At 69.7% G+C, this 22,701-nt stretch carries 20 protein-coding genes; 12 read left to right on the top strand and 8 right to left on the bottom strand.

Features of this window, described 5'->3' with window-relative positions:
- Positions 1-18: 18 nt before the first annotated feature.
- Positions 19-417, top strand: a complete 399-nt coding sequence (locus tag HNR67_RS00585; RefSeq protein ID WP_185000049.1) for a sec-independent translocase — start codon at positions 19-21, stop codon at positions 415-417.
- A gap of 24 nt (positions 418-441) precedes the next feature.
- On the opposite strand, the gene HNR67_RS00580 is transcribed toward HNR67_RS00585, so the two are convergent.
- Positions 442-1,587: an Mrp/NBP35 family ATP-binding protein gene (locus HNR67_RS00580; RefSeq protein ID WP_185000048.1), complete on the bottom strand. Its 1,146-nt coding sequence runs from the start codon at positions 1,585-1,587 to the stop codon at positions 442-444.
- A gap of 121 nt (positions 1,588-1,708) precedes the next feature.
- On the opposite strand from HNR67_RS00580, the gene HNR67_RS00575 reads away from it, so the two are divergent.
- A complete protein-coding gene (locus HNR67_RS00575) occupies positions 1,709-2,200 on the top strand; it encodes a MarR family winged helix-turn-helix transcriptional regulator (protein WP_247755861.1) in 492 nt (163 codons plus the stop codon).
- A gap of 21 nt (positions 2,201-2,221) precedes the next feature.
- Here the strand turns inward: HNR67_RS00575 and HNR67_RS00570 are convergent, their stop codons facing one another.
- The gene (locus HNR67_RS00570) at positions 2,222-2,788 is read right to left on the bottom strand and encodes a DUF1003 domain-containing protein (protein ID WP_185000046.1); all 567 of its coding nucleotides are present in this window, start codon (positions 2,786-2,788) and stop codon (positions 2,222-2,224) included.
- Positions 2,781-4,076, bottom strand: coding sequence for a magnesium transporter MgtE N-terminal domain-containing protein (locus HNR67_RS00565; RefSeq protein WP_185000045.1), 1,296 nt, complete (start codon positions 4,074-4,076; stop codon positions 2,781-2,783). Before HNR67_RS00565 ends, HNR67_RS00570 begins: the two co-directional genes overlap by 8 nt.
- 50 nt (positions 4,077-4,126) lie before the next feature.
- Between HNR67_RS00565 and HNR67_RS00560 the strand changes: the two genes are divergently transcribed.
- A complete protein-coding gene (locus tag HNR67_RS00560; protein ID WP_185000044.1) occupies positions 4,127-4,966 on the top strand; it encodes a PhzF family phenazine biosynthesis protein in 840 nt (279 codons plus the stop codon).
- On the opposite strand, the gene HNR67_RS00555 is transcribed toward HNR67_RS00560, so the two are convergent.
- Positions 4,963-5,859 (bottom strand): aminoglycoside phosphotransferase family protein, encoded by an 897-nt coding sequence (locus HNR67_RS00555; protein ID WP_185000043.1) that lies wholly within the window; start codon positions 5,857-5,859, stop codon positions 4,963-4,965. The genes HNR67_RS00560 and HNR67_RS00555 overlap by 4 nt on opposite strands.
- Positions 5,856-6,191, bottom strand: a complete 336-nt coding sequence (locus HNR67_RS00550; RefSeq protein ID WP_312986172.1) for a hypothetical protein — start codon at positions 6,189-6,191, stop codon at positions 5,856-5,858. Before HNR67_RS00550 ends, HNR67_RS00555 begins: the two co-directional genes overlap by 4 nt.
- A 115-nt stretch (positions 6,192-6,306) precedes the next feature.
- Here HNR67_RS00550 and HNR67_RS00545 point away from each other — a divergent pair, with 115 nt between their 5' ends.
- The 9 genes from HNR67_RS00545 to HNR67_RS00505 all read left to right on the top strand — a co-directional run bounded on the left by HNR67_RS00545 (position 6,307) and on the right by HNR67_RS00505 (position 17,342).
- Positions 6,307-7,266, top strand: a complete 960-nt coding sequence (locus HNR67_RS00545) for an HpcH/HpaI aldolase/citrate lyase family protein (protein WP_185000042.1) — start codon at positions 6,307-6,309, stop codon at positions 7,264-7,266.
- A 105-nt stretch (positions 7,267-7,371) separates the two neighbouring features.
- Entirely contained in the window at positions 7,372-10,752 is a 3,381-nt protein-coding gene (locus HNR67_RS00540) for a patatin-like protein (protein WP_185000041.1), read from the top strand.
- Between the two features lie 98 nt (positions 10,753-10,850).
- Positions 10,851-11,015 carry a hypothetical protein gene (locus HNR67_RS00535; RefSeq protein ID WP_185000040.1) on the top strand — a complete coding sequence of 55 codons (165 nt, stop codon included), beginning with the start codon at positions 10,851-10,853 and terminating at the stop codon, positions 11,013-11,015.
- Between the two features lie 99 nt (positions 11,016-11,114).
- On the top strand, positions 11,115-12,311 hold the full coding sequence (locus HNR67_RS00530; RefSeq protein ID WP_185000039.1) for an acyl-CoA dehydrogenase family protein: 1,197 nt from the start codon (positions 11,115-11,117) through the stop codon (positions 12,309-12,311).
- 67 nt (positions 12,312-12,378) lie between these two features.
- Positions 12,379-12,900 carry a general stress protein gene (locus tag HNR67_RS00525; protein WP_185000038.1) on the top strand — a complete coding sequence of 174 codons (522 nt, stop codon included), beginning with the start codon at positions 12,379-12,381 and terminating at the stop codon, positions 12,898-12,900.
- Between the two features lie 221 nt (positions 12,901-13,121).
- On the top strand, positions 13,122-14,402 hold the full coding sequence (locus HNR67_RS00520; protein ID WP_185000037.1) for an ABC transporter substrate-binding protein: 1,281 nt from the start codon (positions 13,122-13,124) through the stop codon (positions 14,400-14,402).
- Positions 14,402-15,301: a carbohydrate ABC transporter permease gene (locus HNR67_RS00515; RefSeq protein ID WP_185000036.1), complete on the top strand. Its 900-nt coding sequence runs from the start codon at positions 14,402-14,404 to the stop codon at positions 15,299-15,301. Before HNR67_RS00520 ends, HNR67_RS00515 begins: the two co-directional genes overlap by 1 nt.
- A complete protein-coding gene (locus HNR67_RS00510; protein ID WP_185000035.1) occupies positions 15,301-16,143 on the top strand; it encodes a carbohydrate ABC transporter permease in 843 nt (280 codons plus the stop codon). Before HNR67_RS00515 ends, HNR67_RS00510 begins: the two co-directional genes overlap by 1 nt.
- 8 nt (positions 16,144-16,151) lie before the next feature.
- Complete coding sequence (locus HNR67_RS00505; RefSeq protein WP_185000034.1) at positions 16,152-17,342, top strand: ABC transporter ATP-binding protein; 1,191 nt, start codon at positions 16,152-16,154, stop codon at positions 17,340-17,342.
- A gap of 999 nt (positions 17,343-18,341) precedes the next feature.
- On the opposite strand, the gene HNR67_RS00500 is transcribed toward HNR67_RS00505, so the two are convergent.
- From HNR67_RS00500 to HNR67_RS00490, 3 genes are all read right to left on the bottom strand, one after another.
- Positions 18,342-20,513, bottom strand: coding sequence for a 3-hydroxyacyl-CoA dehydrogenase NAD-binding domain-containing protein (locus HNR67_RS00500; protein WP_185000033.1), 2,172 nt, complete (start codon positions 20,511-20,513; stop codon positions 18,342-18,344).
- Positions 20,514-20,527: 14 nt separating this feature from the next.
- Entirely contained in the window at positions 20,528-21,742 is a 1,215-nt protein-coding gene (locus tag HNR67_RS00495) for an acetyl-CoA C-acetyltransferase (protein ID WP_185000032.1), read from the bottom strand.
- Positions 21,743-21,839: 97 nt separating this feature from the next.
- The gene (locus HNR67_RS00490) at positions 21,840-22,691 is read right to left on the bottom strand and encodes an oxygenase MpaB family protein (protein WP_185000031.1); all 852 of its coding nucleotides are present in this window, start codon (positions 22,689-22,691) and stop codon (positions 21,840-21,842) included.
- Between the last annotated feature and the right edge of the window lie 10 nt (positions 22,692-22,701).

The following is a 22,701-nucleotide window of genomic DNA, read 5'->3' as shown; positions in this document are numbered from 1 at the left end:
GGGCTAGGGAGGCTTGGGGTGTTCGAGAGCATCGGGTGGGCCGAGATCCTCGTGCTCATCGTGGCCGGCCTGTTCATCCTGGGCCCGGAACGCCTCCCGGAGGCCGCGGCCTGGCTGGGCAAGACGCTGCGCAAGGTGCGCGAGTACGCCACCGGCGCGCGCGAGCAGCTCAAGTCCGAGATCGGCCCGGAGTTCGAGGAGTTCCGCAAGCCGCTGGAGGACCTGCGCAAGATCCGCGATTTCGACCCGCGGCGCGCGGTCACCAAGCACCTGCTCAACGACCTGGAAGACGACTACCACCACAAGCCAAACGGCCACGCGCCCAGCACGTCCGGCCAGGCCCCCGTGGTGCAGCCGCCGGTGCAGCGGCCCCTGGGTTACAACGAGCGCCCGCCGTTCGACCCGGACGCGACCTGAGAGAGATCGCGCCCGGGTTCAGCCTCAGCGGCCTGCCGGGCTCACGCTCAGCAGGCGGCCGGACAGGCCGCGGGAGCGCACGCTCAGCTTGTCCGCGATGCCGTTGAGCACCTTCGCGGCAGCGGTCTCCGGCGCGGCCAGCACGATCGGCTCGCCGGCGTCGCCCTGCTCGCGCAGGCGCGGGTCCAGCGGCACCTGACCCAGCAGCGGGACCGGGGAACCGATCACCGTGCTCAGCGAGTCGGCCACGATCTGGCCGCCGCCGGTGCCGAAGATGTCCATCCGCTCGCCGTTGGGCAGTTCCAGCCAGGACATGTTCTCGATCACGCCCGCCACCCGCTGCCGGGTCTGCAGCGAGATCGCGCCAGCCCGCTCGGCCACCTCGGCGGCGGCCTGCTGCGGGGTGGTGACGACCAGGATCTCCGCGTTCGGCACCAGCTGGGCGATGGAGATGGCCACGTCGCCGGTGCCCGGCGGCAGGTCGAGCAGCAGCACGTCCAGGTCGCCCCAGAACACGTCGGCCAGGAACTGCTGCAGTGCGCGGTGCAGCATCGGGCCGCGCCACACCACGGGGGTGTTGCCGGGGGTGAACATGCCGATGGAGATCACCTTCACGCCGTGCGCGGACGGCGGCATGATCATCTTTTCCACCTGCGTCGGCTTGCCGGTGGCGCCGAGCATGCGCGGGATGGAGTGGCCGTAGATGTCGGCGTCCACGATGCCGACGGACAGGCCCTTGGCGGCCATCGCGGTGGCCAGGTTGACCGTCACGCTGGACTTGCCCACCCCGCCCTTGCCGGAGGCGACGCAGTAGACCCTGGTCAGCGACCCCGGTTCGGCGAAGGGGATGCGCGGTTCCTCCTGGCCGCCGCGCAGGCTCTTGCGCAGTTCGGTGCGCTGGGCGTCGCTCATGACGTCCAGGTGCACCCGCACGCCGGTGACGCCCGCGACCGCGGACACCGCCTCGGTGACATCCTTGGTGATCTTGTCGCGCATCGGGCAGCCGGCGACGGTGAGGTAGACCGAGACGTCAACCGACCCGTCCTCGGCCGCCTCGACGTCCTTGACCATGCCCAGCTCGGTGATCGGTTTCCGGATCTCCGGGTCCTGGACGTGGGACAGGGCCTCGCGGATGGCGTCGACGGAAGGGCTGACACGTGAAGAGGTCACGCGTCCATGCTACGTCCAGCGGCAGTTCAAACCCGCCCACCGGCAGCTTCGACCACTTTTTCGGACCGAATTCACGGGGCACTCCGCGACCGGTTTGCAGCTCTCCGTAACATGGTGGATCGTGTCGGACCCCGGTACGGCTCGATTACCCACCAGCAGCGAGCTGGCGACCTGGCGTGCGTTCCTGCGCGCCCACGCCCGCATCACCCGTTGGCTGGAAGCCGAGCTAATCACCGAACAGCGCCTGTCCCTTGCCGCCTACGACGTCCTCGTCCAGCTCGCCGAGGCTCCGGAGCGTCAGCTTCGGATGACCGAGCTGGCCGAAGCCGTGCTGCTCTCCCGCTCCGGGGTGACCCGTCTGGTCGACCGCCTGGAGCGAGCGGGGCTGGTCTGCCGTGAGCGGGCCGACGGCGATGGCCGGGGGGTGGTCGCCGTGCTCACCGACCGCGGCCTGGACCGGCTCCGGTCGGCCGCGGACACCCACCTGAGCGGCATCAGCAAGCACTTCGTGTCGCTGCTGGGCAACGCCGAGCTGGACTCACTCGGCAGAACCTGTGCCCAGCTCGCTGACGGCGAGCTACCGGTGGCCTCGAACCGCCGCGCCCAGGCCTAGCGCGAGACCCGCCGCCTCGCCCTAGACCCGGTCCTCGGCCCACCGGGGGTCCTCGCGGACCCGGTCGGCGGTCTTGTCCCGCTGCTTGTCGCGCTTGGGCTTGCGCTCGCCGTTGCCGCTGAGCGCGGCCAGGTCCGAGCGCAGCCGGTCCAGTTCGCCGCGCAGGTAGTCCCTGGTGGCCACCTCGCCGACCGCGATCCGCAGCGCGGCCAGTTCCCTGGCCAGGTACTCGGTGTCGGCCTTGGTGCGTTCGGCGCGGGCCCGGTCCTCCTCCAGCGAGATCCGGTCCCGGTCGTCCTGGCGGTTCTGCGCGAGCAGGATCAGCGGCGCGGCGTAGGCGGCCTGGGTGGAGAAGGCCAGGTTGAGCAGGATGAACGGGTAGGGGTCCCACTGCAGGGACACCGCGAGCAGGTTGATCGCGATCCAGACGATCACCAGCATGGTCTGCCAGAACAGGAACGTGCCGGTGCCGAGGAACCGGGCGATCCGCTCGGAGAAGCGGCCGAAGGCCTCCGGGTCCACGTCGAAGGTCAGCCTGCGTGGCCTGCGGGGCTGGTCGAGCCTGCGGCGGGGCAGCAGCTCAGGCATGGGAACGGTCCTCCGTGCTCGGATCCTCGGTGACCTCGGTGTCGGGCAGCCCGCTCTCCCGCCAGTCCTCCGGCAGCAGGTGGTCGAGCACGTCGTCCACGGTGACCGCGCCGAGCAGGTGCTCGCCCTCGTCCACCACCGGCGCGCACACCAGGTTGTAGGCGGCGAAGTAGCGGGTGACGTCGGAGAGGGTCGCGGTCGGGGACAGCCGGGACAGGTCCTTGTCCACCATGCCGGCCACCAGGTCCGACGGTGGTTCGCGGAGCAGTCGCTGGAAGTGCACGCAGCCCAGGTAGCGGCCGGTGGGGGTGGCACTCGGCGGGCGGCAGACGAAGACCATGCTGGCCAGCGCCGGGGTCAGATCGCTGTTGCGCACCCTGGCCAGCGCCTCGGCGATGGTGGCGTCCGGGGTGAGCACGATCGGCTCAGGCGTCATCAGACCGCCCGCGGTGTCGAAGGAGTACGCCAGCAGCCTGCGCACCGGCGCGGACTCCTCCGGCTCCATCAGCTCCAGCAGCCGGTCCTTGTCGGTCTCGTCCAGCTCGGCCAGCAGGTCGGCCGCGTCGTCGGGGTTCATCGCCTCCAGCACGTCCGCGGCCCGGTCCTCGCCCAGGTGCCGCAGCAGCGACTTCTGGTCCTCCTCCGGCAGCTCCTCGATCACATCGGCCAGCCGCTCGTCGTCCATCGCGTCGGCCACCTCGAACCGGCGTTTGGTGGACAGCTCGTGCAGGGCCGAGGCCACGTCCACCGCGCGCATCCCGTCGAAGACGGCCAGCAGCTGCTGGGTGCCCTGTGGCTGCTCGGCGATCTGCGCGCGGGCCAGTCCGCTGACCTTCTCCCAGGCCAGCACCTGCACCGGTCCGCGCCGCCCGAGCCTGCCGGTGCGCTGGCGCACGGCCAGCTTGAGCACCAGCCAGTCCCTGGTGCGGGTGGGCTCCAGCCCGGCGTCGACCACCACGGCCGACCCGCCGTCGGGCAGCGTGACGTGCGCGTCCAGCAGTTCGCCGATGATCAGCGCCTCGTTCGGCCGCTGGTGGAAGTGCCGCAGGTTCACCGAGCCGGTGGCCAGCGCGACCGCGCTCGCCTCGATCGAGGTGACCCGCAGCATCGGCACGAAGATCCGCCGCCGGGTGATCAACTCCACCACCAGCCCGAGCACCCGGGGCGGCGAGCGGTCGACCCGTAGGCCCACCACCACGTCCCTGACCTTGCCGATGGACTCCCCGTCCGGCCCGAAGACCGTCAAACCGGCTAGCTGTGCGGCGAAAACCCTGTTCGGACCGGCCATGACCGCAGGCTAACGTCAGGGCCGTGGCACTACCGGGTAAGACCCTCCGCATGGATCTCGTGGACGTGTTCACCAGCACCCCGTTCGCCGGGAACGCGCTGGCCGTGGTGCACGGGGCCGAGGAACTGAGCACGGCGGCCATGCAGGCCATCGCACGTGAGCTGAACCTGTCCGAGACGGCCTTCCCCTTGCCGCCCACCCAGCCCGGCGCGGACTACCGGCTGCGTGCGTTCAGCCCGCTGGTGGAACTGCCCTTCGCCGGACATCCCAGCGTGGGCACGGCCTGGGTGCTGGCCAGGGACGGCGTGCTCGGCCACGGCACGGTGACGCAGGAGTGCGGCGCCGGACTGCTGCCGGTGACGGTGGACGAGCGCGGCGCCCGGCTCACCGGCGGTGCCCCGCGACTCGGCGCGGACCTGGACGCGGCCGTGCTGGCCGCCGCCCTCGGCCTGCGCCCGGCCGAGCCGGCGGTGGTCGCCGGGATCGCGGGCTGCGGCCTGGACTTCAACTACTTCCTGGCCGACCCGGCCGGACTGCCAGCTGCCGCCGCCCGTCCGGACCAGGTGCTCGCCGCCGTGGTCGGACGCGGGATCGTGCCGGTGGCCTGGGACGCGGCCACCCGGACCGCGACCGTGCGGATGTTCCGCGGCACCGGCGGCGAGGATCCGGCGACCGGATCGGCCGCGCTCGGCCTCGGCGTGTGGCTGGTGGCCCGCGGCCTGCTGCCCGCCGACGGCCCCGCCGGGTACCTGGTGCGCCAGGGCGAGTGGCTGGGCCGCCCGTCCGAACTGCACTGCACGGTCACCGCGGCCGCGGGCCGGGCCACCGAGGTCACCGTGTGGGGCGGGGTGGCCGAGGTCGGCGAGGGCCGGATCCGGATCCCCGGCTAGCTCTCGGCCAGCCACTCCGCGACCGTGCGCACCACCGCGGCCCGCTCCTGACCGGCCGGCCCTCGGCCGACCGCGCTGATCCACTCGTCCACCGCCCTGGCCAGCGCCCACTCCCGGGAGCGGGCCAGGTCCAGTCCGCTGGCATCGGCCAGCAACGCGATCCGCCGTCGCAGGCCAGCCGCGTTGCCGAGTTCGGCGAACCGGCCGCGCAGCAACGGCAGCAGCTCGTAGTGCGGGTCGCCGGAGATCGGTTTGGGGTCGATGGCCAGCCAGGGTTCGCGGCGGCCTGCCAGCACGTTGGTGAAGTCCAGGTCGCGGTGCAGCAGGGATGGCCGGTAGCCGCCGGAGGTCAGCTCGATGTGCGCGCGCACCGCCCGCCCGACCAGCCGGTGCGGCACCGGCTGCCCGACCCGGTCCCACTCGTGGTGCGCGTCGGCCGCCCACAGCAGCGCCTCGTCGATCAGCCGCGGCACGCTCGGCGGCGGTGGCACCCACAGCCGCCTGGCCAGGTTGCCGACGATCTCGCAGGCGTCATCGTGGCCTTCCCCGGCCAGCGACCGGGTCTCGTCCAGCCGTTCCAGCAGCATCGCGCCGTGCACCGGGTCCTCGCCGAGCAGCCGGACCGCGCCGTTGCCCGCCCAGCGCTGCAACGCGGTGGCCTCGTGCCGGGTGTCCTCGTCCAGCCAGGTCACCTTGATCGCGTAGCGCTCCTCGCCGCTGCGCACCGGCACCACCAGCGCCAGCCCGCCGTGCGTGGCCTGCCCGTCCGGCTCGACACCCCAGTACCCGCACAGCCCGCGCAACACCTCGGGCAGCCGGTCCAGCCAGGGCCGCGCGTCCTCGCCCTGCCTGGCGATGGTCTCGGCGGCGAAGCGGTCGGGTACCGCGATCACGTCGGTTCGACCCGGAAGACCTGGGTGTAGCGCGGTTCCGCGTTCAGCCGGGCCGCGGCCAGCGCCGCACGGAGATCCGGATCCGGTTCGACCAGGTGCGCGATCGCGGACACCTCGGTCAGGTGCGAGTGCGTGCTGGGCGAGCGCACGGTGACGGTGCAGCCGATCCCATCGGCCAGGCCGGGCACTTCCTGCTCGCCACCCCCGACCGCGACCCACACCGCGCCGTCCCGCCACAATGCCCACACCAGGGTCGCGCGCCGACCGTGGGGCGCGACCCACACCGCGGCCGCTTTGCGGAGGGCCGCGTCCAGCAGTCGGGTGGTCTCCACCGGTTCAGCATCGCACGCGTTGTGAGAGAGACCTCAGCGGAGTGGCCGAGTCTTGATCGGCGTGCCAGCATTCGCCCAAGCCGCGTTGTTACTGGTCGGTACAAGGAGGTCCGCAGTGGTCGACCGCAGGCGTTCCCGTCGTTCCTGTCTCGCCGTTCCCGGCTCGAGCCAGAAGATGATCGACAAGGCCCGCACCCTGCCAGCCGACCAGGTGTTCCTGGACCTGGAGGACGCCTGCGCCCCGCTGGCGAAGCCGGCGGCGCGCAAGACCATCGTGGCCGCGCTGAACGAGGGCGGCTGGGAGGGCAAGACCAGGGTGGTCCGGGTCAACGACCTGACCACCGAATGGACCTACCGCGATGTGGTCGAGGTGGTCGAGGGCGCGGGCGCGAACCTGGACTGCATCATGCTGCCCAAGGTCCAGACCGCGGATCAGATCGCCTGGCTGGACCTGACCCTGACCCAGATCGAGAAGACCATGGGCTACGAGGTCGGCAAGATCGGCATCGAGGCCCAGATCGAGAACGCCAAGGGCCTGGTCGAGGTCGACGCCATCGCCACCGCGAGCCCGCGCATCGAGACCATCATCTTCGGCCCGGCCGACTTCATGGCCTCCATCAACATGAAGTCCCTGGTGGTCGGCGAGCAGCCCCCCGGCTACGACGTCGGCGACGCCTACCACTACATCCTCATGCGCATCCTGATGGCCGCCCGCGCCACCGACGTCCAGGCCATCGACGGCCCCTACCTGCAGATCAAGGACGTCGACGGCTTCCGCCGGGTAGCGGGCCGCTCCGCCGCACTCGGCTTCGACGGCAAGTGGGTCCTGCACCCTGGCCAGCTCGACGCGGCCAACGAGTCGTACAGCCCCAACCAGGGCGACTACGACCACGCGGAGAACATCCTGGACGCCTATGACTGGTTCACCTCGGAGGCGGGTGGCAAGCGCGGGGCGGCGATGCTGGGTGATGAGATGATCGATGAGGCTTCGCGGAAGATGGCGCTGGTGATCAGCGCGAAGGGCCGGGCGGCGGGGATGGCGCGCACTGATCGCTGGACGCCGCCCGAGAGCTGACCCGCTGCCCGATCGGGCACCCGACTGCGCGGCCCCGCTCGGCCAACCGTGTGTACTTCCCGCGCGGCAACCCGAACGTGTCCCGTCGATCACACACTGGTCCGCATGGGCCCACTCGACCCCGCAGCCGAGACCGTCCCCGCCGAGCCTGGCCACAACCGCCAGGAGCTGCGGCTCGCCCTGTCCATGCGGGGTGGGGTGTCGCTTGCCGTGTGGATTGGCGGGGCGGCTTCGGAGATCGCGCGGTTGCGGTGCGCGCTGGCCGCGGATGAGCCGGGGAATCCGTGGGCGGGGCTCGCGGGGCTGGCCGGGTACGAGTCGGTGCGGATCGATGTGCTCACCGGGGCCTCGGCCGGCGGGTTGAACAGCGCGATCATGGCGGCGAGCCTGGTGTACGGGTTCCGGTTCGACGCCATTCGGGATCTGTGGGTGCAGCTCGGGGATCTGGACGCGATGTGCCGGGCCACGCCTCGGCTGTTCCAGCCCAAACCGCAGTCGTTGCTGGAGGGGGACGGGTACTTCGGCAAGGAACTTCGGCAGCGGCTGCAGAAGCTGGTCGCCGAACCCGCGCGCGGACCGCTCGCCGACCGGGTCGACCTGCTGCTCACCGCGACCTTGCTGGACCCGGTGACGGTGACCCGCTGGGACGACCGGCTGGCCACCATCCGGGAGCGGCGGCGCTCGGCCGCGTTCCGGTTCCGGCACCGCGGCTGCGCCGGGGATCCGTTGTCCGACTTCGCCGCGGGCAGCGAGGCGCGGCGGACCGCGGCCCAGCTCGCCCAGGCCGCGCGCACCACCTCCTCCTTCCCGCTGGCCTTCGAACCCGCGAGCGTGCGTGCCCAGCCGGACACGCCCTCCGGCGAGGTCGACCTGATGGGCTGCTTCTCCGAATCGGCCCCGGCCCAGGGCAAGGCGTTCCAGGTGATCGACGGTGGGGTGCTGGACAACATCCCGGTGGCCGCGGCGATCAAGGCCATCGCGGCCTCGCCCGCGGACGGGCCGACCGATCGCTGGCTGGTCTACCTCAACCCGGAACCGATCGTGGGCACCACCGCCAAACCGGTCAGCGAGCGGCGGCGCGGGCTGCCGGTCGGACTGGCCGCGCTGGCCGCGCGCTACAACCAGGAATCGCTGCTCACCGACATCGAGGAGCTGGACGCGCACAACCGGGAGGTGCGGCGGATCGAACTGCGCCGCCAGGCCCTGTTCGCGCCGTTGTCCGCGTTGCCAGCCACCGAACGCGCCGCCGGGCTCACCGAACTCATCGGCCGGGTCGGGCCGGTGCACGCGCACCTGCGGGCCTGCCTGGACGCCGAGCGGATCACCGGGGTGCTGCTGGACCCGGCCAAGCGTCCGCCCGGCCTGCTGCGCCGGGCCCCGCTGCAGGACGATCCGGTGGCCGCCTGGTCCGCGCAGGCCCGGCGCTCCCTCGCGCCGCGGCTGACCGAGGTGCTCGGCAGTGCCGCGGCCGAGGATCCGGAGACCGTCTTCACCGACGTCACCGCGCTGGGTGCGGCCGTCGACCTGTGCATCCGCTGGGCCCGTGAGCTGGAACGCTGGGCCGAGGAGCACTATCTGCCCGCGATCGGCGAGGTCAAGGCGGTGCTCTACCGGCTGCGCCAGATCGCCGATGTGCTGGCCGATCACGCCGACGGGCGCTGGCTGGCGCTGGCCGCGGCGGAAGGCGGCGAGCCGACCGATCTGCGGGCCTGGGCGCAGACCGCCTTCACCGAGTACCGCCAGGCCCAGCGCGAACTCGGGCCGGGCGTGCGCGATCCGCTCGGCTGGGTGCTGGAGGCCGCGCTCACCCCCGATCCCGGCGACGAGCAGGAGCAGGTCGAGGCGAACAAGCGGTTCCAGGAACGGCTGCTCGAACTCGCTGAGGAGCTGGAGGCCGACGGCGTCGAACAGCGCGCGGAGGACCTGGAACCACGGTCGGTGGACGCGCTCGCCCTGGCCTGGCCCGCCGTGTACACCGCGGCCACCCGGCTGGCCGAGGCCGCGCCGCGCCGCCCGCGCAGCACCGAGAGCGAGCTGGACGCGGTGGTGCACCAGCTGCTGGAGACCGCGCCGGACCTGCCCATCGTGCTGGCCCAGGTGGTCGCGCTGACCGCGCCGTTGCACGCGGCGCAGAGCGCGGGCGGGCGGATCAGGTTCATGCGCATCGCCAGTGACGCGCCCACCCCGATCGACTTCCGGAAACTGTTGGCGGGCAAGGAAACCCTCACCCCCGACGACAAGCTGTGCGGCACCGACCTCGGCGCCTTCGCCGCGTTCTGCTCGGCGAAGTGGCGGGCCAACGACTGGATGTGGGGCAGGCTGGACGCCGCCGCCAGCCTGGTCTCGCTGCTCACCGATCCGGCCCGGCTGCGTGAGTTCGCCCGCGGCCGGGACCTGGACGAGCTGTTCGCCGACATCGAGCGGATCGCCACCACCCCGCCCGGCGCGGCCGAACTCGGCAGCACGAATCCGGTGCCGGACAAGGAATGGCGGCGTTTCCTCGGGCAGCGCTTCGAGGCCCGCAAGGCCGATGTGCGACTGGAACTGGCCGAGGTGCTCGCGCCCAACCCGGTGCCGCCCGCGTTGCGCCAGACCAGGGCCGCGCTCACCGAACGCGTGCAGTGGGCGGTGCTGGCCGCCGAACTGTCCTTTGTGGACGATATCGAGCTGGGTGCGCACCCGATCGTCTCCGAACCCGTGCCGCCGCTGCCGCCGGGCGCGCTGGAGCAGAAGGCCGCCGACTACGAGGTCGGCCACCAGGAGATCAGGGACCTCGGCGACGTACGGGTCGCGCGCACCGCGATCCGGCTCGGATTATTGGCCCACCGCACGGTGAAACCCGAGTCCTACACGGTGCCGATGATCGCCGCCCGGGTGGCGATGACCGTGTTCAAACCGCTGCTGCTGGCCTTCCTGTTCTTCTTCGCCGCACCCGAGCGCGCGCTGCTGGCCGTCTCGGTCGCACTGGCCGGACTGCTCACCGCGCACCGCCCGGACGACTGGATCGACATCCCCTGGTGGACCCGGCTCGGCCCGACCAGCTGGGACTTCGGCCGCTGGGCACTGGTCGGTGTCACCGGGCTGGTGATCTTCCTGGCGGCCAGGGCCGCGGTGCGCGCGGTGCGCCGCAGGTCCTCCGGCGGGGTGCGGCGACCGGCCGAGCTGGCCGGACTCGCGGTGCTGGTCGGCGTCGGCGGGCTGTACGCGGCCTCGGCCGGACTGTCCTTCGGTCCGGCCGCGATCACCGTCGGCGCGGCGCTGACCACCTGGCTGGCCACCCGCTGGATGCGGATGGACCGCCGGGTGCTGGCCACCCTGCTCGGCGCGGCCGTCTTCGCCGGTGGCGCGCTGCTCTTCGCCGACTCCGCGCTGCCGATCGGGTGGTGGCTCACCACCTGCGCGGTGCTGGCCGGCTACGCGGTCACCGCGCTGGCCAGCCTCACCGACCCGCTGCCGGAACGCCGTCCGCACGAGTTCTCCAGGTAATTCATGATCGAACTACTCGGCAGAATTGATCGAATACTAATTGTGGCCGGATTTGGTGAGATGGCGCACGAAAACGCAACCTGATTTGCCTTCCGGGGGTGCTGACCAGCGACTCTGCTGGCATGTTCTTTTTCCGGAAACGCACCGACGATGATCTTTTGGAACGCAGTCTGCGGCCCTGTGGCGATTGCGACGCCCAGGTCCACGTTTTCGCCGAGACCTGCCGGCACTGCGGCGCGAGCCTGGAGCTTGTCGCCAGCTGACCCGCTGTGGTGAGCACCTTCACAGCGCGCGACCACCCCGCAGCAGCCATACTCGCCGGTAACAAACCGTGCCTACAGTGCTGTAGAAAGGGGAAAGTCGTGGCCAGGCTTGCCCAGACCGCCGGTCTCACCGAGATCCAGCAGGACATCCTCAGCACCGTCCGCGCGTTCGTGGACAAGGAGATCATCCCGCACGCGCAGGCCCTGGAGCACGGCGACAGCTACCCGGCCGACATCGTCGAGGGCATGAAGGAGATGGGCCTGTTCGGGCTCACCATCCCCGAGGCCTACGGCGGACTCGGCGAGTCCCTGCTCACCTACGCGCTGGTGGTCGAGGAGATCGCGCGCGGCTGGATGAGCGTCTCCGGCGTGATCAACACCCACTTCATCGTGGCGCACATGGTCAAGCAGCACGCCACCGAGGCGCAGAAGCAGGACCTGCTGCCCCGGATGGCCACCGGCGACCTGCGTGGCTCCTTCTCCATGTCCGAGCCGGAACTGGGCTCCGACGTGGCCGCCATCCGCACCCGCGCGGAGCGGGACGGCGAGGACTTCGTGATCAACGGCCAGAAGATGTGGCTGACCAACGGCGGCACCTCCAACCTGACCGCCGTGCTGGTGCGCACCGACGAGGGCGCGCCCAAACCGCACCAGAACCTGACCACCTTCCTGGTGGAGAAGCCCACCGGCTACGGCGAGGTGCTGCCCGGCCTGAAGGTGCCCGGCAAGATCGACAAGATGGGCTACAAGGGCGTCGACACCACCGAGATGGTCTTCGACGACTTCCGGATCGGCGCGGACAAGATCCTCGGCGGTGAGTCCGGCAAGGGCTTCGCGCACATGATGGACGGGGTCGAGGTCGGCCGGGTCAACGTGGCCGCGCGCGCCTGCGGCATCGCCATCCGCGCCTTCGAGCTGGCGGTGAACTACGCCCAGCAGCGCAGCACCTTCGGCAAGCCGATCGCCCAGCACCAGGCCATCGCGTTCAAGCTGGCCGAGATGGCCACCAAGGTCGAGGCCGCGCACCTGATGATGGTCAACGCGGCCCGGCTCAAGGACTCCGGCGCGCGCAACGACGTCGAGGCGGGCATGGCCAAGCTGATCGCCAGCGAGTACTGCGTGGAGGTCACCCAGGAGTCCTTCCGCATCCACGGCGGCTACGGCTACTCCAAGGAGTACGAGATCGAGCGGCTGATGCGCGAGGCGCCGTTCCTGCTCATCGGCGAGGGCACCAGCGAGATCCAGAAGACGATCATCAGTCGGGGCTTGCTGCGTGACTATGGACTCCGTGGGTAGTTCCGTGCGCGTCGCGGCGGCGTAAACCGGGCAACCTTGGCAGGATTGCGGTATCAGTCCTGCGGAGGTGCTTGTCGTGACCAGTTCGTTCTCCGGTGCCCGGCCCGGTGGCCTGCCCACCCCGCCCACCGGGTGGCCGATCGGCTCCTACGTCAAGTACGAGGAGGCGCAGCGCGCGGTCGACCACCTCGCGGACAGCTCCTTCCCGGTGCAGGACGTGACCATCGTCGGCGTCGACCTGATGCTGGTCGAGCGCGTCACCGGGCGGCTGACCTGGGGCAAGGTGCTGGGCACCGGCGCGGCCTCCGGCGCCTGGTTCGGCCTGTTCGTCGGTGTGCTGCTCAGCCTGTTCAACCAGGACGGGATCGCGCTCGGGCCGATCCTGATCTCACTGGTCACCGGCGTGGTGTTCTTCATGATCTTCGCCGCGGCCGGGTACGCCACCCAGCGCGGCAAGCGGGACTTCGTCTCGGCCAGCCAGCTGGTGGCCGGTCGCTACGACGTGCTCTGCTCGCCGCGCAACGCCGAGCAGGGCCGGGACATGCTGGCTCAGCTCGCCCTGCGCGGGCCGGGTCAGCAGCCGGGATGACTGGGCACTTCCTAGGCCGAACGGGTAGGAAAATTTTCCCACTTCCGTGTATCTGAATCGTTGCTGCTTGCCGGTTGCGGCCACTGATCAGCAGCTCTAGGTTCGGGTCCCAACTCCGGAGGGCACGACGAGGTGCCCGACTTCTCGCTTCGTCGGTCCGGGCCGTCTGCACGCGGTCCAGGCTTGCCTTCCGGGTTTCAGCAGGAAGGGAGGCAGGGCGCATGGATGGCCCCTGGCGAGGCGCTAGGTCCAGAAGTACTCGGGTAGTTGGGTTGCTCACCGCCGCCGTGGTCGCCGCACCCGTGCTCGCGGCATGCGGCACCGGCGAGTCCGGTGGCAACGTCATCAACCTCTACGGCGCACCGGAGCAGAACTTTCAGAAGGTGGTCGACACCTGCAACCAGCAGGCGGGCGGCAAGTACCGGATCGTCTACAACAAGCTGCCCCGCGGCGCGGACGGTCAGCGTGAGCAGATGGTGCGCAGGCTGGCCGCCGACGACACCGAGATGGACATCCTCTACCTGGACAACCCCTGGCTGGCCGAGTTCGCCGAGGCGGGCTGGCTGCGTGAGTGGACCGGCCAGGACAAGGCGGCGGCCGAGGCAGGCGTGCTCGCGGGCCCGCTGCAGTCCACCCAGTACAAGGGCAAGACCTACGCGGCCACCAAGAACACCAACGTCCAGCTGCTCTGGTACCGCGACGACGTGGTGACCACCCCGCCGGCGACCTGGGACGAGATGATCGCCCAGGCCAAGCAGCTCAAGGCCGCCGGCAAGCCGTACACCGCGCTGATCACCGGCAAGCAGTACGAGGGCCTGGTGGTGCAGTACAACACCCTGGTCGCCTCCTACGGCGGCAAGATCGTCTCCGATGACGGCAGCAAGGCCGTGGTGGACGAGGGTGCGGTCAAGGCCCTGCGCACGCTCAAGGAGTTCGCCACCGCCGGCATCGCCAGCGCCTCGCTGACCAGTTCGGAGGAGGGCGACATCCAGCGTGAGTTCGAGGCCGGCAACGCCGCCTTCGAGCTGAACTGGCCGTTCGTCTACCCGGCCATGCAGAAGGGCAACCCGACGCTGGCCAAGAACTTCAAGTGGGCGCGCTACCCGGGCGCGGTGCCCGGCGTGCCGAGCAAGGTCACCCTTGGCGGCGCGAACTGGGGCGTGAGCAAGAACTCGCGCAAGCCCGAACTCGCCTTCGCGGCCACGTTGTGCCTGCGCAGCCCGGAGAACCAGCTGTTCTCCGCGATGAACGACGGGGTGCCGCCGACCATCGACTCGGTCTATGACAAGCCCGAGATGATGGAGGCGTACCCGATGAAGGAGACCATCCGCGAGGAACTGCGGGACGCGGCGAACCGGCCGCTGACGGCGTCCTGGCAGAACGTCTCCTCGGTGCTCTCCACCGTGCTGTCCCCGCCCTCGGCGATCGATCCGGAGAAGACCGCGGCCCGGCTGCGGACCGAGATCCAGGACGCCATCGACTCGAAGGGGGTGCTGCCGTAATGGGGAAAGCTGTTCTGAGCGAAGGAAAACGGGCTGAGCGGCGGCTGGGTCTGCTGCTGTGTGCCCCCGCCGCGCTGGTGATGGTCGCGGTCACCGGCTGGCCGATCATCTACTCGGTCTGGCTGTCCCTGCAGCGGTTCGACCTGAAGTTCCCGGACAAGCAGGAATTCATCGGGCTGGACAACTACATCGCGGTGCTCGGCAACAGTTACTGGTGGACCGCCTTCGGGGTGACCTCCATCGTCACCATGGCCACCGTGGTGGTGGAACTGGTGCTGGGCATGGCGCTCGCGCTGGTCATGCACCGCACGATCGTCGGCAGGGGGCTGGTGCGCACCGCCGCGCTGATCCCGTACGGCATCGTGACCGTGGTCGCGGCGTTCTCCTGGAAGTACGCCTGGACCCCCGGCGCCGGCTACCTGGCCGAGTGGTTCGCCGGTGGCGGCGCGCCGCTGACCGAGCGGGTGCCGTCACTGCTGATCATCTCGCTGGCCGAGATCTGGAAGACCACGCCGTTCATGGCCCTGCTGCTGATGGCTGGCCTGGCGCTGGTGCCGGATGACCTGCTCAAGGCCGCCGCGCTGGACGGCGCGTCCGGCTGGCAGCGGTTCACCAGGATCATCGTGCCGATGATGAAGCCGGCCATCCTGGTCGCGCTGCTGTTCCGCACCCTGGACGCGTTCCGCATCTTCGACAACATCTTCGTGCTCACCGCGGGCGCGCAACAGACGTCCTCGGTGTCGATGCTGACCTACAACAACCTGATCAAGGGGTTGAACCTCGGCATCGGGTCCACCATGTCGGTGCTGATCTTCATCGCGGTGGCGATCATCGCCTTCGTCTTCATCAAGGTGTTCGGCACCGCGGCACCCGGCAGCGACCCGCAGGGGAGGCGTTGATGGCTATCGGTGGAGCCGTGACGACCGGCCGTAAATGGGGCTGGGGCCTGATCAACACCATTGTCGTGGTGTACGCGATGTTCCCGGTGCTGTGGATCGTGTCGCTGTCGTTCAAGACCAAGAAGGCAGTGGTCGAGGGTGGCCTGTGGCCGACCGAGTGGACGCTGGCCAACTACAGCGCGATCTTCGGCAGCACCGGGTTCCTCCGGCCGCTGTTCAACTCGATCGGCATCGCGATCATCGCGACCGCCATCGCCGTGGTGCTGGGCACCATGGCCGCCTACGCGATCGCCCGCCTGGACTTCCCCGGCAAGCGGTTGCTGGTGGGCGTCTCGCTGCTGATCGCGATGTTCCCGCAGGTGTCCCTGGTCTCGCCGTTGTTCGACATCGAGCGCTCGCTCGGGTTGTTCGACACCTGGCCCGGCCTGATCCTGCCGTACATCACCTTCTCCCTGCCGCTGGCGATCTACACGCTCTCGGCGTTCTTCCGGGAGATCCCCTGGGAGCTGGAGAAGGCGGCCAAGATGGACGGGGCCACCCCGAGCCAGGCCTTCTTCAAGGTGGTGGCGCCGCTGGCGGCGCCCGGCGTGTTCACCACCGCGATCCTGGTGTTCATCTTCTGCTGGAACGACTTCCTGTTCGCGATCTCGCTGACCTCCACCGAGACCTCGCGAACCGTGCCAGCCGCACTGGCGTTCTTCACCGGCGATTCGCAGTTCGAGGACCCGACCGGGTCCACGTCGGCGGCCGCGGTCGTGATCACCGTGCCGATCATTCTGTTCGTGTTGTTCTTCCAGCGCCGCATCGTCGCCGGACTGACGTCCGGTGCCGTGAAGGGGTGAGGTGAGTCGTGGCCGACATCGTGTTGGACAAGGTGACCAAGAAGTACCCGGACGGCGCACTCGCCGTCTCGGAGGTGAACGTCGAGATCGCCGACGGCGAGTTCATCATCCTGGTGGGTCCCTCTGGTTGCGGGAAGTCCACGACGCTGAACATGATCGCGGGGCTGGAGGACATCACCTCCGGTGAACTGCGCATCGGTGGTGAGCGCGTGAACGAGCGGGCGCCAAAGGACCGGGACATCGCGATGGTGTTCCAGTCCTACGCGCTCTACCCGCACATGACCGTGCGGGAGAACATGGCCTTCCCACTGCGGCTGGCCAAGGTGGACAACGCCACGGTGACCCGCAAGGTCAACGAGGCCGCCGAGGTCCTTGACCTGGGTCAGCACCTGGACCGCAAACCGGCGAACCTGTCCGGTGGCCAGCGGCAGCGGGTGGCGATGGGCCGGGCGATCGTCCGTAGCCCCAAGGCGTTCCTGATGGACGAACCACTGTCCAACCTGGACGCCAAACTGCGCGTGCAGATGCGCACCGAGGTCTCCCGGCTGCAGAAGAAGCTGGGCACCACCATGGTCTACGTGACCCACGACCAGACCGAGGCGATGACCCTCGGCGACCGGGTAGTGGTCATGCGAGGCGGCCTGGTGCAACAGATCGGCGCTCCGCAGTTCCTCTACGAGAACCCGGCGAACCTGTTCGTGGCAGGCTTCATCGGCTCCCCGGCGATGAACTTCGTCCCAGCGATGCTGGAAGAGGGCAAGGTCCGCAGCGGCCTGGGCGACATCCCGCTGTCCGACCGGGTACGAGCACTGGTCGAACAGGCCGGAGCGGGCCGAGAGGTGATCATGGGCGTACGCCCCGAACACTTCGAGGACGCCGCCGTCGTCGACCCCACCAGCAAGGCCCGCGGCGCGGTGTTCACCGCACACGTGGACGTGCTGGAGTCGATGGGCTCGGACAAGTACGCCTACTTCACCGTCTCCGGCGAACGAGCCAGCTCCGCGGAACTGGAAGAACTGGCAGCCGACGCAGGCCTGACCGACCTCGCCTCCAGCGCAACCGAAGGCAGCGCCATCATCACCCGCCTGTCAGCGGCTTCCGCCGCCACCGAGGGCCACCAACTGGATGTCTGGTTCGACCCAGACAAAATCCAGCTCTTCGACCCCCAATCCGGCAAAAACCTGACCTACTCAGCCTGATCCCCAACCCCCATAACGGCCAACACGCCGTACGACAACGGCCAACACGCCAGCGAGGGTTTCAACCCTCCGCGCGTGTTGGCCGTTCTTGTACGCCTTGGGCGATTGCGGCCGGGCGAAGCCCGGACAGGCGGCTGGGGTGGCTTTTCAAACATCCCCGAGCGGTTCCCCCATCCCCGTCAGCCTGGAGAGGACACACCACATCCCGGGCAAGCAGACCGCAACCTGCCGCCGCCCTAGCCTCCCAACCGCACGGTCTGCTTGTTCGGGATGTGGTTTGGTATCGGAAGGCTGACGGGGATGGGGGAACCGTACGAGCACTGCGTCTTTGCTCTTGTCTTTGACTTTCCCCCCCATCCTTTGATTTCTGCCCGTCCGGCGAGGACGCCCTTGATCTTGATTGTGAGACCAGAGATCAAAAGACAAAAGATGGCCTCGCCGGCCGGGCAGACCACCGGAGGGGGGAGGGCAGATCAAGAACCGGGATGAGCAGGTTGCGGGGCTGGGTTTGTGTTGCCGGGGCCGGTTCCAGCGTGGCTCCGAGGGCTCGCGTGTTCTCCGCACGGCCTTCCGCAAGCCAACCACACCTCACCGAGTGGCCCCCGTCGCGTTGGGAGGCTAGGGCGGCGGCGGGTTGCAGGGGCCACTCGGCGAGGCGCGGTCAGCAAGCTCCAGGCCGTACGGAGAACACACGAGAACCCTCGTCGTGGGGTTTTCACCCCCTGCCCCGTCATGGGTCGCGAACCCCTGAAGATCGCCCCCCGCTCCGCCCCGCTCCGCCCCGCTCCGCCCCGCTCCGCTCCGCTCCGCCCCAGCCCCGTTTCGCCTCGCCTCGCTTCGGGCCCCCGCCCCCGCTCCCGGCTTTGAACCCCGGACAACCTCGCCCCAAACCCCACCTCGCCCCGTCCCACAACTGCCAACGTGCCGTCCCACAACGGCAAACACTCCGGCGAGAGGGTTTCAAGCCTCTTGCCGGAGTGTTTGTCGTTGTTGTGGGTGCTAGGCGCCCAGGAGTTTTTCTCGGGCTGAGGGGTCGGTGAGGACGGCGGGTGGGGTGAAGCGGGTGCCGTATTTTTCGGCTAGTTGGGTGGCTCGGGTTGCGAAGCCTTCTGGGCCGCCTTCGTAGCCGAAGATGTACTGGATGACGCCGCCGGTCCAGGCTGGGAAGCCGATGCCGAAGATGGAGCCGATGTTGGCGTCCGGTACGGAGGTGAGTACGCCTTCCTCGAAGCAGCGGACCGTTTCGATCGCCTCGATGAAGAGCATTCGCTCCTTGAGGTCGGTGAAGGGCAGCTCGTTCGGGGTGGCTGGGAAGTGCTCGGCCAGGCCCGGCCACAGGCCGGTGCGCTTGCCGTCGGCGTAGTCGTAGAAGCCGGCGCCGCTGGACTTGCCCTTGCGGTCGAACTCCTCGACCAGGCGGTCGATGATCTGCTCGGCGGGGTGGGACGCCCAGGGCTGGCCCGCGGCCTCGAAGGCGGCCTTGGTCTCGTTGCGGATCTTGCGAGGCAGGGTGAGGGTCAGCTCGTCCATCAGTTGGAGCACGGGGGCGGGGTAGCCGGCTTGGGCTGATGCCTGTTCGATGCTGGGTGCGGGCACGCCCTCGGCCAGCATGGCCACGCCCTCGTTGAGGAAGGTGCCGATCACCCGGCTGGTGAAGAAGCCGCGGCTGTCGTTCACCACGATGGGGGTCTTCTTGATCTTGAGCACCACGTCGAAGGCCTTGGCCAGCGCCTCATCGCTGGTGTGCTCGCCGCGGATGATCTCCACCAGGGGCATCTTGTCCACCGGGGAGAAGAAGTGCAGGCCGACGAAGTCCGGTCGCCGGGACACACCCTCGGCCAGGCCGGTGATCGGCAGCGTGGAGGTGTTGGAGGCCAGCAGCGCGTCCGGCTCGACCACCGGCTCCACCTCGGCGAAGACCTTGTGCTTCAACGAGACGTCCTCGAAGACCGCCTCGATCACCAGGTCCGCGCCCGCCAGGTCGGCGGCGTTGTCGGTGGGCGTGATCCGGGCCAGCACCTCATCCCGCTTCTCCGCGGTGAGCTTGCCCCGGGAGACCGCCTTGTCCAGGATGCCCTCGGAGTAGGCCTTGCCCTTCTCCGCCGCGGCCAGCGAGACGTCCTTGAGCAGGACCTCGATCCCGTTGCGGGCGCAGACATAGGCGATGCCGGCGCCCATCATGCCCGCGCCGAGCACCGCGACCTTCCGCGGTTCGTACTTGGCCACACCGGCCGGGCGGGAGCCGCCGTTGTTGATGTGCTGCAGGTCGAAGAAGAACGCCTTGATCATGTTCTTCGAGATCTGCCCGGCGGCCAGCTCGGTCAGGTACCGGCTCTCGATCACCAGCGCGTTGTCGATGTCGACCTGGCTGCCCTCGACCGCGGCGCACAGGATGTTGTGCGGCGCCGGGTAGTGCGCGCCCTTGAGCTGCTTGCGCAGGTTGGCCGGGAACGCGGGCAGGTTGGCCGCGAACCTCGGGTTCGACGGGGTGCCGCCGGGGATCTTGTGTCCCTTGACGTCCCAGGGCTGCACCGCGTCCGGGTTGGCCTTGACCCACTCCTTGGCGCGGGCGATCAGCTCTTCCCGGTCGCTCACCAGCTCGTCCACGATGCCGGTTTCCTTGGCCTGCGCCGGGCGCAGCTGCTGGCCCTGCAACAGCAGTTTCAGCAGCGCGTCGGCCACGCCGAGCATGCGCACGGTGCGGGTGACGCCGCCGGCGCCGGGCAGCAGGCCCAGGGTGACCTCGGGCAGGCCGAACTTGCTGCGGCCGTCGTCGATGGCGATGCGGTGGTGACAGGCCAGCGCGATCTCCAGGCCGCCGCCCAGCGCGGTGCCGTTGAGCGCGGCCACCACCGGGCGGCCCAGCTTCTCCAGCCGCCGCAGCTGCGCCTTGATCTCGGTCAGCCCGGTGAAGAACCGCTGCGCGTCGGCCGGGGTCACCTGGCGCAGGTCGTTGAGGTCGCCGCCGGCGAAGAAGGTCTTCTTGGCCGAGGTGATCACCACACCGGTGATCTGCTCGCGCTCGGCCTCCAGCCGGTCGACGGTCTCGGCCATCGAGCGGTGGTACCGCTCGTTCATCGTGTTCGCGCTCTGCTCGGGGTCGTCCAGGGTGAGCAGGACGATGCCGTCCTCGTCGACGTCCCAGCGGATGGTGGAGGTGTGTTCCGACATGTCGCCTTCCGCTCTCAGAGTCGCTCGATGATGGTCGCGACGCCCATGCCGCCGCCGATGCACAGGGTGACCAGGCCGTACCGGCCGCCGCGCCGCTCCAGCTCGTCCAGCACGGTGCCCAGCAGCATCGCGCCGGTCGCGCCCAGCGGGTGGCCCAGCGCGATCGCGCCGCCGTTGACGTTGACCTTGTCGTGCGGGATGTCCAGGTCCCGCATGAACTTCAGCACCACCGCGGCGAATGCCTCGTTCATCTCGAACAGGTCGATGTCGGCCGCGGTCAGCCCGGCCAGGCCGAGCGCCTTGCGGGCGGCCGGGGCCGGACCGGTGAGCATGATCGTGGTGTCCGCGCCGCTGAGCGCGGCCGAGACGATCCGCCCGCGCGGGGTCAGGCCCAGTTCGGTGCCCGCCCGCTCGGAACCGACCAGCACCAGCGCGGCGCCGTCGACGATGCCGGAGGAGTTGCCGGCGTGGTGCACGTGGTTGATCTTCTCCACGTAGTGGTACTTCTGCAGCGCCACCGCGTCGAAGCCGCCCAGCTCGCCGATGCCGGCGAAGGAGGGCTGCAGTCCGGCCAGCGCCTGCGGGGTGGTGCCGGGGCGCAGGAACTCGTCCCGCTCCAGCACGGTCAGCCCGTTGCGGTCGCGCACCGGGACCACCGAGCGGTCGAAGTACCCGTTGGCCTGGGCCTTGCCCGCACGGCTCTGCGACTCCACCGCGAAGGCGTCCACGTCATCGCGGCTGAAGCCCTCGATGGTGGCGATCAGGTCCGCGCTGATGCCCTGCGGCACGAAGTCCACCGCGTAGTTGGTCTCCGGGTCGTTGAACCAGGCGCCGCCGTCGGAGGCCATCGGCACCCGGGACATCGACTCCACGCCGCCGGCGATGACCAGCTCCTCCCAGCCGGAGCGGACCTTCTGCGCGGCCAGGTTCACCGCCTCGAGGCCGGAACCGCAGAACCGGTCGATCTGCAGCCCGGCAACGGTGTCGGGCAGGCCGGCCTTGAGCGCGGCGATGCGGGAGATGACCGAGCCCTGGTCGCCGACGGGGGAGACCACGCCCAGCACCACGTCGGAGATCCAGTTCGGGTCCAGGTTCGGATGCCGGGCGCGCAGCTCGTCGATGAGCCCCACGACCAGGCTGATCGGCTTGGTGCCGTGCAGCGATCCGTTCTGCTTGCCGCGACCCCGCGGGGTGCGTACGGCTTCGTAGACAAAGGCCTCTGACGTCATCGGCGGGGAGCCTCCCTGATCGCGGCTCGTGAATCGTGCACTGGTGATGTGACAGTAATGATGTCATGGTAGCCGGGGGAGGCCGTTGAGAGCCAACTCACTGCGGAGGTACCCCCAGATCGGTGATCCGGTAGCCCTCGGGGTAGCCAGGGTAGGTGCGGTTGCCAGGGTCCCGCGCGCTGCGCGAGTACCGCCGCACCGGCAGGTGCCGCACCAGGCGCCCGCGCCCGGCCAGCCCGCGCTCGACCGCCCGCTCCAGCCAGGCCGGCTGGCGCGGGAAGCCGAAGGCGCGCAGCAGTGGTTCGTCCATGGCCGCGTACACCGCGCGGCGCACCGCGGGCCTGCCGATGGCCGGGTACCAGGAGCAGAACAGGTCCACGGTGGCGGTGCCGACCCGCTGGTTGCTGTCCCGGTAGTGGAAGTGCTCGCGCTCGTAGTCCCGGTTGAACGCCTCGAACTCGCGGTAGCCTGCCGGGATGTCCTTGATGCCCATCCGGCTGCCGACCTCGCGGTAGAAGTGGAAGGCGGCCAGCCGTTCGTGCTCGTGCGGCGCCCGCCAGCCGTACTTGCCCAGCCACCGGATCGGTTCGTAGACGAAGGTGGACAGCACATAGAGCATGTCCTCGTTGCCGATGGCGTAGCGGCCGTGCATCTGGTTGATCCGGCGCAGTGCGGCCCGGCCGGGCGCGGAGTCGTAGCCGTGCTCGGTCAGCGCGCCCATCAGCAGCAGGGTGTCGTCGTAGCGCCGTTGCGGGCGCCGCGCGAACTCCCTCGTCTTGTCCAGCAGCGCGGAGATGCTCGGCACCGCGTAGGTGCGGAACAACGCGAACTCCAGCGCCTTCCGGTAGTCCCAGGGAAACTCGAAACTGGCGGACAGGCGGTAGATCTCCCAGTGGTCCTCGACCGGGTCGAGTCTTCGGATGATCTCCAGCCGCCGGTAGCGCGCCATGGCCTGATCC

The organism is Crossiella cryophila, from assembly GCF_014204915.1.
Classification (GTDB): domain Bacteria; phylum Actinomycetota; class Actinomycetes; order Mycobacteriales; family Pseudonocardiaceae; genus Crossiella; species Crossiella cryophila.
Note: the sequence above shows the minus strand (reverse complement) of the source record. Positions and strands in the feature narration are given on the sequence as shown.